This window comes from Mesorhizobium sp. WSM4822, from assembly GCF_055811155.1.
Genome location: NZ_JBVVQM010000010.1, coordinates 22,168 through 39,257, shown reverse-complemented (window position 1 = coordinate 39,257; position 17,090 = coordinate 22,168). Strand labels below are relative to the sequence as shown.

Here is a 17,090-nt window from a genome sequence, read left to right as displayed (position 1 = left end):
TTGAGCCCGCGCCGCAAAGCCACGACGCAGGTATCGCGGCTGGCGCACCGCGCGGTTGGAACGACGGCTGCCGACCGGATGGTGCCGGAGGAGACGCCGGTGGCGTTCTCCTTCGCCGGCACCACGCATGCGGTGATGATGGCAAGCCCGGCCGATTTCGAGGATTTCGCGCTTGGCTTCTCGCTGACCGAAGGCATTGTGGCTGCGCCGGAAGAGATCGAAGCGATCGAGGTCGAGGACCATGGCGCCGGCATCGACATTCAGATCCGCCTGAAGGACCGAGCCGACACACGTTTCGAAGCGCGGCGGCGAAGGCTCGCCGGCCCGGTCGGCTGCGGGCTTTGCGGCATCGAATCGATCGAGGAAGCAATGCGCTCGGTCGATGCGGTTGGTGCCTCAAGCCTTACGCTTGATGCCGACGACATCGCTCGTTCGGTCAAGCTTTTGTCCAAAGTGCAGCCGCTGCACACCGAGACCGGAGCGGTACACGCCGCCGGTTTCTATATGCCTGGCAAGGGCATCGTCATGGCGCGCGAAGATGTCGGCCGTCACAATGCGCTCGACAAGCTGGCCGGCGCGCTGGCCAGGGCCGGCATCGATGGCGCATCCGGTGCCGTGGTGGTGACATCCAGGGTGTCGGTCGAAATGGTGCAGAAGACGGCTTCTATCGGCTCGGCCTTCATCATCGCCGTCTCGGCGCCGACCGCCCTTGCCATCCGCACGGCGCAAGAGGCTGACATGACGCTGGTGGCGCTGGTTCGCGGCGACGATTTTGATATTTTCACCCACCCCGACCGGGTGGTTTGCGGAGTTGCCAAGCATGTCGCATGACGAAGAACACATTATGAGCACCGCCGAGAAGCTGGTGCGCATGGCAAACCAGATCGCCGATTTCTTCCATTCCAAGCCGCGCGAGGAAGGCATTGCCGGCGTCGCCGAGCACATCAACAAGTTCTGGGAGCCGAGGATGCGGCGGCAGTTCTTCGAAATGCTGGACGACGGCACCGGGAACTTCAACGAGTTGGTGGTGGCCGCCTCCGCCAGGATCAGGCGGCCGATCACGCCGGCTGCGGCCGACCTCAAACTCGGACTCGAGCCCTCCCCTGCCGACGTCGCCGCCTCGCAGGAATAATCGCCAAGCCGCGCCGGCTTACATTCGTCATCGCTAAAGTTTAAGCTGCCGCATCCGCGCTGTTCTGCTATGGTTTGACGACCAGAAATCGTCAGGCCGGGGTGGAAATCTCGTGAGGCCGATCGAGACGCGATACGCCCGTAGCGGCGATATGAGGATCGCCTATCAGGTGGTCGGGCAGGGATCGCTCGATCTGGTCTTCGTGCCGGGCTTCATTTCCAACCTCGACCTGCACTGGGAAGACGAGGGCTATACCAGGCTCTTGAAGCGGCTTTCGGCATTCTCGCGGCTGATCCTGTTCGACAAGCGCGGCACGGGTCTGTCCGACCGCGTCGACGCGCATAACCTGCCCAGTCTCGAAACGCGGATGGACGATGTGCGCGCGGTTATGGACGCCGCCGGCAGCGGCCGTGCAGCCCTGCTCGGCTCCTCCGAAGGCGCGCCTATGGCGATGCTGTTCGCCGCCACCTATCCGGAGCGGACGCGGGCGCTGGCGCTCTATGGCGGCTATGCGCATTTCCACAAATGGGTGATGTCGCCCGAACGCCTCGACGCTTTCATCGAGATGGCGGAGACAGCCTGGGGCACCGGCGCCACTCTGCCCCATTTCGCGCCGAGCCGGGTCGACGACGCGCATTTCACCCAGTGGTGGGCACGTTTCGAACGATTGTCGGCGAGCCCGACGGCGGCGGCGGCGCTGGCGCGCATGAACGCCGACGTCGACATCCGCCACATCCTGAGCGTGATCAGCGCGCCGACGCTTGTGATCCATCGCCGCAACGATGCGCGAGTCGACCCCGATGCCAGCCGCTTCCTTGCACAGAAGATCCCCGGCGCCCGGCTGGTCGAGATTCCCGGACGCGACCATCCGATCTGGACCGGCGATGTCGACGGGGTGGCCGACCTGATCGAGGAATTCCTGACCGGCGAGCGCGCCGTAGGCGAAGTGGACCGCGTGCTGGCGGCACTTTTGGTGACACGCATCTACGATACGGCGCGGCTCGGCGACCGCATGTGGAGCGAACGCAGCCAACGCTTCCAGGAAACCTGGCGGCTGCTGGTCGGACGCCATGGTGGGCGCTCTGTGGGCCTGCATGGCGAGTTGATGATTTCGCGCTTCGACGGCCCGGCACGCGCCATACGCTGCGCGGCAGCCCTGCGCGAGGCGGCGCAGGAAATCGGCGTGGCAAGCGCGCAAGGGGCGCATGTCGGCGAGATCGAAATGCGCGGTCCGCCCGTCGGGATGACGGCGCGGGTGGCGATGCAACTGGCCGCCCATGCCGGCCGCGGCGACATTATCGCGTCGCGTCTGATCGCCGATCTGGCGGCTGGGTCGGGCCTGCATTTCACCGACGCCGGGCGCATCAGCGTCGACGAGTTGGAGGAGCCGCTGGCGCTGGTCCATGCGACGTCCGAACAGCATCTGGAACCCGCCTGCCGGCCCAAACCCAAGGTTGCCGAGCCGGCCGCATTGACGGCGCGCGAAAGCGAGGTGGTGAGCCTCGTCGCCGACGGCAAGAGCAATGCCGCGATCGCCGCCGAATTGAGGCTGAGCGAACACACGGTCAAGCGCCATGTCGCCAACATACTGCTCAAGCTGGACCTGCCGTCGCGGGCGGCGGCGGCGGCGTTTTCGGCCAGGCACCCTGGCCCGCACGGGCCATGAGAGCCATGGCACTTTCGGGCGAAGCGGCCATGGGCGGGTAAGCGCTATCAATTCTCTCCATGCAGGCCAGGCGGATGTCGTCGGGAAAGGTGCTGCGAACGGAGGAGGAAATGCTGACGTCGAACCGGACACTCAAATCGCTTGTGATAGCGGCAAGCGTCGGAGCGCTGTTCGCTATCGCTCCCGCAAAGGCCGAGGATGCGTCCGCGGCGGCTGCCTACAAGGATATCGAGACGACGCTCGGCTCGGTGCCGGACATGTTCAGAACGCTGCCGGATGTGGCCGTTGCCGGCGCTTGGGCCGAGATCAAGGGCGTGCAGCTCAACCCGAAGACGGCGCTTGACAGCAAGACCAAGGAGCTTTTGGGCCTCGCCGTCGCGGCGCAGATCCCATGCCAGTATTGCATCTATTTCCACACCGAGGCGGCCAAGCTCAACGGCGCCAGCGACGAGGAGATCAAGGAGGCGGTCGCGATGTCCGCGATCGTGCGCCACTGGTCGACGATGCTCAACGGCAGTCAGGTCGATCTGACGACCTTCAAGAAGCAGGCCGACGACGTGTTCGCGGCCGTCAAGGCGAAGTCGCAGTGAGGAAATCCCTGCCCGGGCGACGAGCGCCGGGCAGCCCTTCGACCATCAACCGCCCGGTCGCAAGACGGGCCAATGGAGGATGACATGCTGACCAAGACCCAAACAGTGGATGGCGCATCGATCAAGAAGGCCATCGAAACCCGTGACGGCAAGATGCTGTCGAGCTTCTATGCCGACGACGCGCTGGTGCGGGTGATCGACCGCAACAACCCGCCGAGCAAGCCGCGCGAGATCCGCGGACGCGCGGCGATCACCACATTCTGGGACGACATCTGCAGCCGGGCGATGACCCACAAGGTCGACACCACCATCGCCGACGGCGACAGCCTCGCCTTCACCCAGGCCTGCGCCTATCCGGACGGCACCAAGGTGTTCTGCGCGGCGATGCTGGAGCTGAAGGACGGGCGGATCGCAAGGCAGACCGTCGTGCAGGCCTGGGACGAGTAGACCAACAGCCGGTGGATCAATCGCGGCCTGGGCCGCAAACCTGGAGGAGAAGACGATGTTCAGCGCCAGATGGCAGATCGACGCCAAGTTCGGACACAAGCAGACCGTGCTCGACCTGTTGAAGAAATGGGAACGCGAGATCGGCTCGCAGGTCGGCATCGACGAGCTGGAATTCCAGATTATGACCGGTTCGATCGGCGCGCGGGAGGCGACGGTAGAGTCCCATCATCAGGTCGAAAGCCTGGCCCAGCTGGAGGCGTTCTTCGCCAAGATCGGCAAGATCGACGCGCATGCCAAATGGGGCAAGGAGATCGAGCCCTATGTCGTGTCGGGCACCAGCCTGTGGAATATTTATCGCATTGTGGAGTAGTGATTCTTCTCCTCGTTTCACGGGGAGAAGATGCCGGCAGGCAGATGAGGGGCGGAGCCCGCTTTGCCAGGGACGCGCTGCCCCTCATCCGGCCCTTCGGGCCACCTTCTCCCCGTAAAACGGGGAGAAGGGAAGGCGCTAGCTGTGAGCCACCATCACATGGCGCACGGCGGTGTAGTCTTCCAGCGCGTAGAGCGACATGTCCTTGCCGTAGCCGGACTGTTTCAGCCCGCCATGCGGCATCTCGTTGGTCAGCATGAAATGCGTGTTGATCCAGGTGCAGCCATATTGCAGGCGGGCGGCCGTCGCCATGGCGCGCGAGACATCCTTGGTCCATACCGATGACGCCAGGCCGTAGTCGCTGTCATTGGCCCAGTTCACCGCCTCGTCGACCTCCGAAAAACGAGTAACCGAGACGACCGGGCCGAACACTTCGCGGCGCACGATCTCGTCTTCCTGCAGCGCGCCGGCAACCACGGTCGGCTGGTAGTAGAAGCCGGAACCCTCGCCCGGCTTGCCGCCGGTGGTGATCTCGATGTGCTTCAGTTCCGAGGCCCGCTCGACGAAGCTCGACACGCGGTCGCGCTGGCGGCGGGAGATGAGCGGGCCGATCTCGTTTTCAGTGTCGTCGGGACGGTTGTACTTGATGGTCGAGACGGCCGAGGAGAGATCGGCGACGAGCTTGTCGTAGATCTTCTTGCCGGCGTAGATGCGGCAGGCGGCGGTGCAGTCCTGGCCGGCATTGTAATAGCCGAAGGCGCGCAGGCCGTTGACCACGGCACCGAGGTCGGCGTCATCGAAGACGATGACCGGCGCCTTGCCGCCGAGCTCGAGATGCGTGCGCTTGACCGACTTGGCAGCCGCCTGCAGCACCTTCTTGCCGGTTGCGACATCGCCGGTGATCGATATCATGTTGACCTTGGGATGATTGATCAGCGTGTTGCCGACGCTGTCGCCGCGGCCGAGCACGACGTTGACCACGCCCACCGGCAGAATATCGGCGAGGATTTTCGCCAGCTTCAGCGCCGTCAGCGGTGTCTGCTCGGATGGTTTGAAGACGACGGTATTGCCGCCGGCGATCGCCGGCGCCAGCTTCCAGGCCATCATCATCAGCGGGTAGTTCCACGGCGCGATGGAGGCGACGATGCCGATGGCATCGCGGCGGACCATCGAAGTATGGCCGGGAATGTATTCGCCGGCCACGACGCCCGGCATCGAACGGACGGCGCCGGCGAAGAAGCGGTAGCAGTCGACGATGGCGGGGATTTCGTCATTGAGCACAGCGTTGATCGGCTTGCCGCAGTTGAGCGCCTCGAGCGTGGCGAACTCCTTCGCGTCGGCTTCGATGCGGTCGGCGATCTTCAGCAAATAGCTGGAGCGCTGCGCCGGCGTGGTGCGCGACCACAAGACGAACGCCTGTTCGGCGGCGGTGACCGCCGCCTCGATCTGCGCCTGGCTGGCCTCGGGCAGGCTGAAGATGGTCGCCCCGGTCTTTGGATTGAGGATCGGCTCCTCGGTCTCGGTGCCCTTCTCGAATTTCGAGCCGATCAGCATCTGGGTGTCCATTGGATTCTCCCTTAACAGGAGCGAGTGGCGAGTAGCTGAAAGCGAGTAGGGTTTGACCATCAATGATCCCTATTCGCTATTCGCCACTCCCTATTCGCTGTTTTTCATTTCCCGCTTCCAGCGATCTGGTCGCCATCGCGGGTAAGGTAATAGGCCGCAAGGATCGGCAGCAGCGTCACCAGCATGACGACCATGGCGACGACATTGGTGACCGGGCGCTGGCGCGGACGGATCAGCTCTTCCAGCATCCAGATCGGCAGCGTCTGCTGCTGTCCGGCGGTGAAGGTGGTGACGATGACCTCGTCGAAGGACAAAGCGAAAGCCAGCATGCCGCCGGCAAGCAGTGCCGTGGCGATGTTGGGCAGCACGACATGGCGAAAAGTCTGAAAACCGTCGGCGCCGAGATCCATCGACGCCTCGATCATCGATCCGGAGGTGCGGCGGAAGCGGGCGACGGCGTTGTTGTAGACGACCACCACGCAGAAGGTGGCGTGGCCGAGCACGATCGTCCAGAACGAGAACGGGATATCGGCGAGCGAAAAGGCCGAGCGCAGCGCGATGCCGGTGATGATGCCGGGCAGCGCGATCGGCAGGATGACCAGCAGCGAGATGGTTTCGCGGCCGAAGAATTTTGTCCGCGACACCGCCGCCGAACAGAGCGTCCCGAGGACCAAAGCAATCGCAGTCGATATGGAGGCAACCCTGACCGATAGCGACAGCGCCTGCCAGACATCCGGCCGGTTCCAGGTCACGGCGAACCATTGCGTGGTCAGCCCTGGCGGCGGCCAGACGAAGCTCTTCTCCTCGGTGGTGAAGGCGTAGACGAAGATCAGCAGGATCGGCAGATGCAGGAACAGCAGGCCGCAGGCGGCGGCTATCTTCAGGCCGAGCGGAGCCGATTGGGAACCATCAGAGCGCATCGAAGGCCCCCATGCGCTTGGCGCCCCAGAGGTAGAAGCCCATGATGACGATCGGCACCACGGTGAAGGCGGCGGCGAGCGGGATGTTGCCGGCGGTGCCTTGCTGCGAATAGACGGCCTGGCCGATGAACAGGCGCGAGGTGCCGATGATCTGCGGGATGATGTAGTCGCCGAGCGTCAGCGAGAAGGTGAAGATCGACCCGGCGACGATGCCCGGCAGCGCCAGCGGGAACAGCACGTTGCGGAAAGTCTGCCCCGGAGAGGCGCCGAGGTCGGACGAGGCCTCGACCAGATTGCCCGGCACGCGCTCGAGCGCCGCCTGTACCGGCAGGATCATGAACGGCAGCCAGACATAGACGAAGACGATGAAGGTGCCGGTGAACGATACCGACAGCGAATTGCCGCCGACAATCGGCAGCGACAGCCATGCGTCGAGAACCCACAACAAATGCAGCTTGGCGAGCAGCCAGGTGAGGATGCCCTCCTTGGCCAGGATCAGCTTCCAGGCGTAGATCTTGACCAGATAGCTCGACCACAGCGGCAGCATGATGCCGAGATAGAACAGCGCCTTCCAGCGACCGCGCGCATAGCGCGCCGCGTAATAGGCGATGGGGAAAGCGATGACGGCCGAGGCCAGCGTGACCAGGGCCGCCATCGTCACCGTGCGCAGGATGATGTCGAGATTGGCAGCCTGGAACAGGTCGCCATAAGTCTTCAGCGTGAACTCACGGTTGATGAGGCCGGAAAACTCGTCGATGGAGAAAAAGCTCTGCGCCAGGAGCGCAAACAGCGAGCCAATATAGACGATACCCAGCCACAGAACCGGAGGCAGCAGCATGAGCAGCAGCAGGACCTTCGGCTTGCGCCAGAAAAGGTCCGATAGCGCGCCGCGCAAGCCGCCGCTGCCGGGCAGGATGGCGGGCGCTGTTGCACGCATCATGGCGGCGTCGAGGCTCATGCCGGCTCGTCCATCAGATGCAGGTGCTCGCGGTTGAAGGTGAGCACCACCGCCTCGCCTTCCCCAGGCAAGGCCGTGCCGGCGGGCACGATGGCGTGCAGCCGCAGCCCGTCGGCGTCGAGCGCCAGCTTCGTCGTGGCGCCGAGATAGTTGGTCGAGACGAGGCGGGCGGATACGCCTTCGCCACTTGTGCCCGCGCGGCCGACACGAATGGATTCAGGGCGCAGGCTGCCCCAGCGATGCTGGCCGGAATAGCGCTGGACGAAATCCGGAGGCAGCACGTTGGAAGAGCCGACGAAATCGGCGACGAAGCGGGTCTTCGGTCGCTGGTAGATATCCTCAGGCGTGCCGACCTGCATGATCTTACCGTCGTTGAAGACGGCGACGCGGTCAGCCATCGACAGCGCCTCGCCCTGGTCGTGGGTGACGAAGACGAAGGTGATGCCAAGCGCCTTCTGCAGCGACTTCAACTCCTCCTGCATGTTCTCGCGCAATTTGAGGTCGAGCGCGCCGAGCGGCTCGTCGAGCAACAGCACCTTTGGCTGGTTGACCAGCGCACGGGCGAGTGCCACGCGCTGGCGCTGGCCGCCGGAAAGCTGGCCGGGGCGGCGGGCGCCATAGCCGGGCAGCCGCACCAGTGACAGCGCTTCTTCCGCCGCCTTGTGCCGCTGAGCCTTGCCGACACCCTTGACCATCAGCCCGTAGGCGACGTTGTCGAGCACGTTCAGATGCGGGAACAGCGCATAGTCCTGGAACACGGTGTTGACGTTGCGGCGATAGGGCGGAACGCCCTCGGCGCGTTCGCCGAAGATCGAGATCGAGCCCGATGTCGGCTGCTCGAAGCCGGCGATGAGGCGCAGGCAGGTGGTCTTGCCGGAACCTGACGGGCCGAGCATGGCGAAGAATTCGCCCGGCACGATGTCGAGATCGACCGCGTCGACGGCGCGCACGCTGCCGAAATGGCGCGAGGCTTTCTGGAAGGAGACGGCGGAGGTCATGGGCTGTCCTGATCTGTCAGGCAAATCAATTCGGGCTGCGGTGCAGCGTTCTTCTAGCGGGCGTTTGCGCTGCCCCTCATCCGCCTGCCGGCACCTTCTCCCCGTACAGTGACGGGGAGAAGGGAAGCACTCCAAGGCCGGTGCCCCCCTCTCCCCGCTTCTTCACGGGGAGAGGGTAAGGTGAGGGGCGGCGCTGCACTCTCAGGCGAAGCGCGGAATCACCTTCCGCCGATGACGCCGATATAGTCCGACACCCAGCGGTAGTACGGCACGCATTGGTCGTTCTGGGTGGCGCATTTCGACACCGGGGTCTTCCAGAACTTGATCTTGTCGAAGTTCTCGTAGCCGTTGGTCTTGCAGCCCTCGTCGGTCAAAAGCTCATTGCCCTTGCAGGCGGCGGGCACCACGGGCAGCGAACCGAACCAGGCCGAGACGTCGCCCTGCACCTTGGGCGACAGCGAATGTTCCATCCACATATAGGCGCAGTTGGGGTTGGCCGAATCGGCTTCCATCATCGTGGTGTCGGCCCAACCGGTCGCGCCCTCCTCCGGAATGGTGGACGCTATCGGCTTCTTGGCGGCGACCAGCGTGTTGACCTGGAAAGGCCACGAGCCGGAAGCGACGACGCCCTCGTTCTGGAAATCGTCGACCTGAATGGCGGCGTCATGCCAGTAGCGGCCGACCAGCGTGCGCTGGACGCGCAGCAGGTCGAGTGCCGCCTTGTACTGGTCCTCGTTCAATTCGTAGGGATCCTTGATGCCGAGTTCCGGCTTGTGGAACATCAGATAGTTGGCGGCGTCCGCGACGTGGATCGGCCCGTCATAGGCCTGGACGCGGCCCTTGTTGGACTTGCCGTCCGGCAGCTTCATTTCCTCGAAGACGACATTCCAGCTCTTGGGAGCTTCCTTGAACACGTCGGTGTTGTACATCAGGACGTTCGGACCCCACTGGTAGGGAACGCCGTAATGGGCGCCGCCAACGGTGAACCACGGCGCGTCCTTGAGGCGCTCGTCGACCGTTTTCCAGCTCGGGATGAGATCGGTGTTGATCGGCTGCACGCGCTTGCCGGCAACGAGGCGCAGCGAAGCATCGCCCGAAGCCGTGACGAGATCGAAACCGCCCTCATTCATCAGCGAGACCATCTCGTCGGAGGTGTTGGCGGTCTTGACGTTGATCTTGCAGCCGGTCTCCTTCTCGAAGGAGGTCACCCAGTCATAGCCCTTGTCGGTTTCGCCGCGCTCGATGTAGCCCGGCCAGGCAACGATGTTGACCTGGCCCTCGCCCTTGCCAAGTTCCTTGACCTGGGCGATGGCTTGACCGGAGAAGGTCAGCGCGACCGTCAGAGCAGTGCATGACTTCAGGAATGAATTCATTGTCGATCTCCCATTTAGGCGCCTGGCCCCGAAGGCCGGTTTCGGTCTTCGCTAGGGGTCACGCGCGGACTGAAAACTGTCAGTTCGTCCGTTGGGCTTGATGCCGCTCTGATGGCGGCTTTGGTCCCTGAACCGAAAGTGCTTTGAAAATTCCGGTTTCGCAAATTCATTTATCAGAAGGGCGATATCGGTTTTTCCGATAGGTTGCAGCCGATCTCTCAGGGACGCTGGCGAACCGTCCGTTGCGACTGGGCAAGGCCGATGAAATCGCGCGCGGCCTGCGGCAGACCGGAGCCGCGCCGCCAGACCATGCCGACCTGGACCACCGGCAAGGAGCCGGAAATATCGCGCGATTCGATGCGGTCGCCTTCCAGCGACCAGGGCCGGTAGACGAGGTCGGGCAGCAGCGCCACGCCGGCGCCGGTGGCGACGAGACTGCGCACGGCTTCCACGGAACGGGTGCGGAAGGCGACATGCGGCTTGGCGCCGATTGCCGTCAGCAGCTTGCCGGTATTCTCCTCGATCTCGTCGACGGTCAGCATGATCAGCGTTTCGGAGGCAATGTCGCCAATGCTGATGATGTCGGCGCCGACGAGCGGATGACCGAGCGGCAGCCACAGCCGATAGGCCGAGACTTCGAGGATTTCCGACTGCAACGCGGTGCGGTCGCGCAAATTGGAGGTGACCATGACGGCAATGTCGAGCTTGCCGCCGATCAGGAGGTGTTCGAGATAATCGCCATTGTCCTCGATGGCCGAGACCTCGACACCGGGATAGGCGCGGCGGTAGCGGGCAAGCAGATCCGACAGCACATAACCAGCAACCAGCGAGGTGACGCCGAGCTGCAGCCGGCCGGCCGCCACCGCCTGCTCGCCGGAGAAAGAGCGGCGCGCGTCGGAAACGTCCGCGAGGATCTTCGTCGCGTGGCGCAGGAACTGGTGGCCCTTGTGGGTGATGTTGAGGCCACGCGGATGGCGCTCGAACAGTTCGACGCCGAGATCGCTTTCGAGCTCCTTGATCGCTTCGGTGACCGACGATTGTGAGATCGACAGGTTCTGCGCGGCGCCCGAGACCGTGCCTTGCTCGGCGACGGCGATGAAGAACTGCAGCTGGCGGATGGTGAAAGCCATGGCCGGACTAAACACGGCGGAGGCGATGCTGGGAAGTGGCGACCGGCGAACACTTGACGGCATCGCCAATCGTAACTAACTAAGTTACATGAAGCGCAACAGCCGACTGTCCTCGACCTTGCACATTCTCGTCCACATGGCCGAGAAGCCCGAACAGGCGTTGACCTCCGAGCAGCTTGCCACCTTCATCCACACCAATCCGGTTGTGGTCCGCCGCACCATCGCAGGCTTGCGCGATGCCGGCATCGTCACCTCGTCGCGCGGGCACGGTGGCGGCTGGCTGCTCGGGCGGGCGCCCGAGAAAATATCCCTGGCCGAGATCAGCGTCGCCCTTGGCGAGACGCTGCTGCCGTTCAGCACAGAGCCGGAAAGCCCCGGCTGCCTCGTCGAGCAGGCGGTGATCGCCGTCCTCGACGATTTTCGCATCGCCGCCGAAAGGCTGCTGGCGGAGAAGCTGAGCCGCATCACGCTGGCCGACCTGACCGCCGATTTCCGCCGCCGTTTTGATCTCATTGGAGTCTCCAGCCATGCAGTATGATCTTGCCGTCATCGGCGGCAGCTTTGCCGGCCTGTCCGCCGCCATCCAGGTGGCGCGGGCAGGACGCAAGGTGCTGGTGATCGACGCCGGCCAGCCGCGCAACCGCTTTGCCGAGCATTCGCACGGCTTCCTCGGCCAGGACGGGCGCGCGCCTGGCGCAATCCTGGCTGACGCAAGGCGGCAGCTGCTGGCCTACCCGACAGCCAGGGTTGTCGACGGGCGCGCCGACAAGGCCGTTGCCGCCGGCAGCAGCGATTTCGAAATCACCACCGATGGCGACGAGACATTCGGTGCCGCACGATTGGTGCTGGCCACCGGGGTGCGCGATATCCTGCCGGAGGTTGCCGGGCTTGCTGAGCTCTGGGGCAGGAGCGTGCTGCACTGCCCCTATTGCCACGGCTACGAGGTTTCCGGCGGGCCGCTCGGCGTGCTCGCAACCGGCCCGATGTCCCTGCATCAGGCACAGCTGATCGCCGATTGGGGCGATGTCACACTGTTCGGCAATGGCCTGTTCGAACCCGACACAGAGCAGATGCGCGCGCTGGAGAGCCGAAAGGTGCGGTTTGAGCCCACCAGCGTTGCCGAGCTAAGGGAAGACGGCTCCGGCGGATTGATCGTCCACCTCGACGACGGCAGAAAGGCCGGCGTCAGGGCGATGTTCACCGCTCCGCGCAACATCATGGCCAGCCCGCTGGCCGAACAGCTCGGCTGCGGCTTCTCCGAAGGCCTCCTCGGCCCGGTGATATCAGTCGATGACAGGCAGCAGACGACCGTGCCCGGCGTCTACGCCGCCGGCGACGCGGCACGCTCGATGCACAATATTGCCTTTGCGGTATCGGGTGGCACTTTTGCGGGCGTCTGCGCCCACCAGTCGCTGGTGTTCGGCTAGAACCCGGCTTCCTCGCCGGCGATACTGAGCCGCGCGCCGGCCTGGGCCAGGGCGGCAGCCAAGTCGTGCGGCGGCGAGCGGTCGGTGGCGAGTTCGGAAAAGCTGTCGAAGCCGCAGACCTGGACCAGACCAAGACGACCGAATTTCGAGTGATCGGTGATGACGAGGGACCGCTGGCCGCGCGACAGCACCATGCGGGCGAACTCGGCCTCATCCAGATCAAAATCCATGACGCCCATCACCGCGTCGACGCCGCCGGTGGAAATGATGGCGTGGCTGACCGAAAAACGACTGACAAAATCGATTGCCGAGGCGCCGAAAGCAGCGCCGGAATCGCTGCGCAGCTCGCCGCCCGCCATATAGACCTTGTTGCCGTTGATGGTGGCCAGGGTGCGGGCAATATCCGAGGAATTGGTGACGACCGTCAGGCGCCGGTGGCCGAGCAGTTCACGCGCAAGGAACGAGGTCGTCGTGCCGGTGTCGAGCATGATCGATTCGCCGTCGCGTATGGTGGCGGCGACCATGCGGGCAATGACGCGCTTGGCGTCGGCGTTCTCACGCATGCGCCGTTCGAACGGCGCTTCGCCGATCATCGACGGCAGGCCGATGGCGCCATGCATCTTGAGGACAGAGCCGTCACCAGTCAGTGGCTTGACGTCGCGGCGCACCGTCTCGAGCGACACGCCCAGCCGGTCGGCCAGACTGGCGATGGTGACGGTGCCCTCTTCCTGCAGGAGCCGCAGGATCTCGCCGTGTCGTTTGGACTGGGCCATCTGGTTTCCCGAACTGATGCTCCTGACCGATTTTAAGGTAATTCAAGTGCTTTTAAAGGAACTACCTTATGCTTTCAGGCAAAATACCCAAAAAAAGTCACACCTTTTTATTGACAAGCGGGCAGCCCTGGCGTGAAATCGAGGACATCAATAGGCTTCAGATCTGCGACTGGGGGCAGAGCCGCAACTCAGCGATCAGGCCGTTTGGAACGTGCCTGTTCAAGGAATTTTCAGATCCGCGGGGGCGGATGCCGGGCTCAAAAACCTGGCCAAGGGGCTCGTCGGTGCGGTGCGGGATACCGATCCTGGCGTCCCGCACCGACGAGATCATTTACGTTTCTCCCGCCATCGTTGCGCTGTTCACGGCGCCTTGTCGAAGCCCAGCAAACCAGGGATGTTCCGTGACCGCCGAAGATCGCATCCGCGCCCTGCCCTGCTGGACCGGTAGCATCGAGATCGCACCGCTGCCCGGCGGCCTGAGCAACGCGAATTATGTGGTCAAGGACGCGGCCGGACGACATGTCGTGCGCTTCGGCAAGGACTATCCGTTCCACCATGTCTTTCGCGAGCGCGAGGTTATGACCGCGCGGGCGGCGCATGCCGCCGGTTTCGCGCCAGCCGTCCGCCATGCCGAGCCAGGCATACTGGTGACGGAATTTCTCGGTGCGAAAACCTATCTGGCGGAAGACGTGCGCGCCAATCTCGGCCGGGTCGCTGCTCTGATGCGCACCTTCCATCGGGAGATGCCCAATCACGTCTCGGGCGCCGGCTTCATGTTCTGGGTGTTCCATGTCATCCGCGACTATGCGCGCACGCTTGAGGAAGGCGGCAGCCGCAAGCGCAGCGACTTGCCGCGCCTTTTGACACTGGCCGACGAACTGGAGCGCGCGCAGAAACTGCTACCGATCGTCTTTGGCCACAATGACCTGTTGCCGGCCAATATTCTCGACGACGGCAACAGACTATGGCTGATCGACTTCGAATATGCCGGCTTCAACACGGCGATGTTCGACCTCGCAGGCGCCGCCTCCAACGCCGGCATGAGCGACGAGGAATCCTTTGCCTTCCTGACCGCCTACTTCATGAAGGAACCGGACGAGGCGATCCGCCGTTCGCACGCGGCCATGCAATGCGCCTCGCTGCTGCGCGAGGCGATGTGGAGCATGGTCTCCGAGCTCTATCTTGACGCACCGGGCATCGACTACGTCGCCTACACCGAGGAAAACCTCGCCCGGCTCGACGCGGCACTGGAAAACTACCGGACAAAATACGGGATACAGAAATCATGACATTGCCGAGCCAGGCCGCCATCGTCGTCATCGGCGGCGGCATCATCGGCTGTTCGACGGCCTATCATCTGGCGCGCGACCACAAGGCTGACGTGGTGCTGCTGGAGCAGGGCAAGCTGACCTCGGGTTCGACCTGGCATGCCGCCGGCCTTGTCGGGCAATTGCGCTCGTCGGCGTCTATCACCCGCGTGCTGAAATACTCCGTCGACCTCTACAAGGGACTGGAGGCCGAGACCGGTCTCGCCACCGGCTGGAAGATGACCGGCTGCCTCAGGCTCGCCACCAATGCCGACCGCTGGACCGAGTACAAAAGGCTGGCGACGACAGCAAAAAGCTTCGGCATGGACATGCAATTGCTGTCGCCGGACGAGGTGAAAAGAATGTGGCCGCTGCTGGAGACCGGCGATCTCGTCGGCGCCTCCTGGCTGCCGACCGACGGCCAGGCGAGCCCCTCCGACATCACGCAGTCGATGGCCAAGGGCGCTCGCATGCATGGCGCCAAACTGTTCGAGGATGTTCGCGTCACCGGCTTCGAGATGAAGGACGGCCGCATCGCGGCGGTGAAGACCAGCAGGGGCGACATCGCCTGCGACAAGGTGGTCAACTGCGCCGGCCAATGGGCGCGGCAAGTGGGGGCCATGGCCGGCATCAACGTGCCGCTTCAGCCGGTGAAGCACCAGTACATCATCACCGAGAAGATCGACGGGCTGGCGACCGACGCGCCGACCATCCGCGACCCTGACCGACGCACCTATTTCAAGGAGGAAGTCGGCGGGCTGGTGATGGGCGGCTATGAGCCTAACCCGCAGGCCTGGGCGACTGGTCTCCCCGGCGACGACGTTCCCAATGATTGGGAATTCAGGCTGTTCGACGACGACTACGACCATTTCGAGCAGCACATGAGCCAAGCGATCGCGCGTGTGCCGGCGCTGGAAACCGTCGGCGTCAAGCAGATGATCAACGGGCCGGAGAGTTTTACGCCGGACGGCAATTTCATTCTCGGCACAGCGCCCGAATGCGCCAACATGTTCGTCGGCGCCGGCTTCAACGCCTTCGGCATCGCCTCGGGCGGCGGCGCCGGCTGGGTGCTGGCGCAGTGGGTGGTCGATGGCGAAGCACCGCTCGACCTGTGGGTGGTCGACATCAGGCGCTTTTCCAACCTGCACCGCGACCGGCAGTGGGTCTGCGACCGCACGCTGGAGGCCTATGGCAAACACTATACGATCGGCTTTCCGCATGAAGAGTACGCCAGCGGGAGGCCGCGCATCGTCTCGCCGCTGTACGAGCGGCTGAAACAGCAGCGCGCCGTGTTCGGCTCGAAGCTCGGCTGGGAGCGGCCGAACTGGTTCGCGCCCGAAGGCGTCGAGCCGCAGGACATCTATTCGATGGGCCGGCAGAACTGGTTCGCGGCGGTCGGCTACGAACACCGGCATGTGCGGGATAAGGTCGGCATCTTCGATCAATCGTCTTTCGCCAAATACGAGCTGACCGGGCCAGATGCGCTGAAGGCGCTGGACTGGATCTGCGCCAACGACGTCAGCAAGCCGGTCGGCCGGCTGACCTATACGCAGCTTCTCAACACGCGCGGCGGCATCGAGGCCGATCTGACGGTGGCGCGGCTGGCCGAAGAGAAGTTCTATATCGTCACCGGCACCGGTTTCCGCACGCATGATTTCTCATGGATCAGCGATCATATCGGCGAAGGGCTCGACACCATGCTTGTCGACGTCACCGAGGATTTCGGCACGCTGTCGCTGATGGGTCCCCGGGCGCGCGACGTGCTCTCGGTGGCGACCGGAGCCGACGTGTCGAATGCCGGCTTCCCGTTCGGCCATGTGCGCGAGATTGCCATCGCCGGCCACACGGTTCGGGCACTGCGCGTCACCTATGTCGGCGAACTCGGCTGGGAACTGCATGTGCCGATCGCGGCCACCGGCGAAGTCTTCGACGCACTGATGGCGGCAGGCGAGAAGCATGACATCCGACCGGTCGGCTATCGGGCGCTGGAATCGCTAAGGCTGGAAAAAGGCTATCGCGCCTGGGGATCCGACATCACCCCCAACGACACGCCACAGGAAGCCGGGCTCGGTTGGGCGGTCAAGCTGCGCAAGAACACCGATTTCGTTGGACGGCGCGCGCTGGAAAAGACCAGCGGCGCGGCACTGAAGAAACGCTTTGCCGGCTTCACGGTCGAAGACCCCGAGATCGTGCTGCTCGGCCGCGAAACCATCCTGCGCAATGGCGAGCCGGTCGGTTATCTCAGCAGCGGCGGTTACGGCTACACGCTGGGCAGGAACATCGGCTACGGCTATGTGCGCAACGTCGACGGGGTGAGCGACGACTTTCTCGTCTCCGGCGGCTATGAACTGGTGGTTGCGATGGAGAGGACACCAGCCAATATCCACCTCGAGCCGATGTATGATCCGGCAGGCGCCAAGGTCAAAGCGTAGG

Annotated in this window: 17 protein-coding genes; 10 read left to right on the top strand and 7 right to left on the bottom strand. The window is 63.9% G+C overall.

Annotation, left to right across the window (positions count from 1 at the left end; all coding sequences use genetic code 11):
• From fdhD to AC0L3E_RS22310, 6 genes are all read left to right on the top strand, one after another.
• Positions 1 to 831, top strand: coding sequence for a formate dehydrogenase accessory sulfurtransferase FdhD (gene fdhD, locus AC0L3E_RS22335; protein ID WP_473605628.1), 831 nt, complete (start codon positions 1 to 3; stop codon positions 829 to 831).
• Positions 821 to 1,132, top strand: coding sequence for a formate dehydrogenase subunit delta (locus AC0L3E_RS22330; RefSeq protein WP_023811684.1), 312 nt, complete (start codon positions 821 to 823; stop codon positions 1,130 to 1,132). The genes fdhD and AC0L3E_RS22330 overlap by 11 nt, the downstream gene beginning before the upstream one ends.
• A gap of 112 nt (positions 1,133 to 1,244) precedes the next feature.
• Entirely contained in the window at positions 1,245 to 2,798 is a 1,554-nt protein-coding gene (locus AC0L3E_RS22325; RefSeq protein ID WP_473605627.1) for an alpha/beta fold hydrolase, read from the top strand.
• Positions 2,799 to 2,908: 110 nt separating this feature from the next.
• On the top strand, positions 2,909 to 3,388 hold the full coding sequence (locus AC0L3E_RS22320) for a carboxymuconolactone decarboxylase family protein (RefSeq protein WP_473605626.1): 480 nt from the start codon (positions 2,909 to 2,911) through the stop codon (positions 3,386 to 3,388).
• 84 nt (positions 3,389 to 3,472) lie between these two features.
• Positions 3,473 to 3,835, top strand: a complete 363-nt coding sequence (locus tag AC0L3E_RS22315) for a nuclear transport factor 2 family protein (RefSeq protein WP_127267880.1) — start codon at positions 3,473 to 3,475, stop codon at positions 3,833 to 3,835.
• Between the two features lie 55 nt (positions 3,836 to 3,890).
• Entirely contained in the window at positions 3,891 to 4,205 is a 315-nt protein-coding gene (locus tag AC0L3E_RS22310; RefSeq protein WP_127267881.1) for a hypothetical protein, read from the top strand.
• Between the two features lie 138 nt (positions 4,206 to 4,343).
• On the opposite strand, the gene AC0L3E_RS22305 is transcribed toward AC0L3E_RS22310, so the two are convergent.
• The 6 genes from AC0L3E_RS22305 to AC0L3E_RS22280 all read right to left on the bottom strand — a co-directional run bounded on the left by AC0L3E_RS22305 (position 4,344) and on the right by AC0L3E_RS22280 (position 11,150).
• Entirely contained in the window at positions 4,344 to 5,771 is a 1,428-nt protein-coding gene (locus AC0L3E_RS22305) for a gamma-aminobutyraldehyde dehydrogenase (protein ID WP_473605625.1), read from the bottom strand.
• Between the two features lie 104 nt (positions 5,772 to 5,875).
• On the bottom strand, positions 5,876 to 6,691 hold the full coding sequence (locus tag AC0L3E_RS22300) for an ABC transporter permease (RefSeq protein ID WP_127320604.1): 816 nt from the start codon (positions 6,689 to 6,691) through the stop codon (positions 5,876 to 5,878).
• Positions 6,681 to 7,631, bottom strand: a complete 951-nt coding sequence (locus AC0L3E_RS22295; protein WP_197031622.1) for an ABC transporter permease — start codon at positions 7,629 to 7,631, stop codon at positions 6,681 to 6,683. Before AC0L3E_RS22295 ends, AC0L3E_RS22300 begins: the two co-directional genes overlap by 11 nt.
• A 14-nt stretch (positions 7,632 to 7,645) precedes the next feature.
• Complete coding sequence (locus AC0L3E_RS22290) at positions 7,646 to 8,647, bottom strand: ABC transporter ATP-binding protein (RefSeq protein WP_473605624.1); 1,002 nt, start codon at positions 8,645 to 8,647, stop codon at positions 7,646 to 7,648.
• 218 nt (positions 8,648 to 8,865) lie between these two features.
• Positions 8,866 to 10,020, bottom strand: coding sequence for an ABC transporter substrate-binding protein (locus tag AC0L3E_RS22285; protein WP_473605623.1), 1,155 nt, complete (start codon positions 10,018 to 10,020; stop codon positions 8,866 to 8,868).
• A gap of 218 nt (positions 10,021 to 10,238) precedes the next feature.
• On the bottom strand, positions 10,239 to 11,150 hold the full coding sequence (locus AC0L3E_RS22280) for a LysR family transcriptional regulator (protein WP_013528025.1): 912 nt from the start codon (positions 11,148 to 11,150) through the stop codon (positions 10,239 to 10,241).
• A gap of 88 nt (positions 11,151 to 11,238) precedes the next feature.
• Between AC0L3E_RS22280 and AC0L3E_RS22275 the strand changes: the two genes are divergently transcribed.
• Positions 11,239 to 11,688, top strand: a complete 450-nt coding sequence (locus tag AC0L3E_RS22275) for an RrF2 family transcriptional regulator (RefSeq protein WP_024503367.1) — start codon at positions 11,239 to 11,241, stop codon at positions 11,686 to 11,688.
• Positions 11,678 to 12,577 (top strand): NAD(P)/FAD-dependent oxidoreductase, encoded by a 900-nt coding sequence (locus tag AC0L3E_RS22270; RefSeq protein WP_473605622.1) that lies wholly within the window; start codon positions 11,678 to 11,680, stop codon positions 12,575 to 12,577. The genes AC0L3E_RS22275 and AC0L3E_RS22270 overlap by 11 nt, the downstream gene beginning before the upstream one ends.
• Here AC0L3E_RS22270 and AC0L3E_RS22265 read toward each other — a convergent pair.
• Positions 12,574 to 13,350 (bottom strand): DeoR/GlpR family DNA-binding transcription regulator, encoded by a 777-nt coding sequence (locus tag AC0L3E_RS22265; RefSeq protein ID WP_027039687.1) that lies wholly within the window; start codon positions 13,348 to 13,350, stop codon positions 12,574 to 12,576. The genes AC0L3E_RS22270 and AC0L3E_RS22265 overlap by 4 nt on opposite strands.
• A gap of 401 nt (positions 13,351 to 13,751) precedes the next feature.
• Here AC0L3E_RS22265 and AC0L3E_RS22260 point away from each other — a divergent pair, with 401 nt between their 5' ends.
• Both AC0L3E_RS22260 and AC0L3E_RS22255 read left to right on the top strand, forming a co-directional pair.
• Positions 13,752 to 14,639 (top strand): phosphotransferase, encoded by an 888-nt coding sequence (locus AC0L3E_RS22260; protein ID WP_473605621.1) that lies wholly within the window; start codon positions 13,752 to 13,754, stop codon positions 14,637 to 14,639.
• Complete coding sequence (locus AC0L3E_RS22255; protein ID WP_473605620.1) at positions 14,636 to 17,089, top strand: GcvT family protein; 2,454 nt, start codon at positions 14,636 to 14,638, stop codon at positions 17,087 to 17,089. Before AC0L3E_RS22260 ends, AC0L3E_RS22255 begins: the two co-directional genes overlap by 4 nt.
• Position 17,090 lies beyond the last annotated feature (1 nt).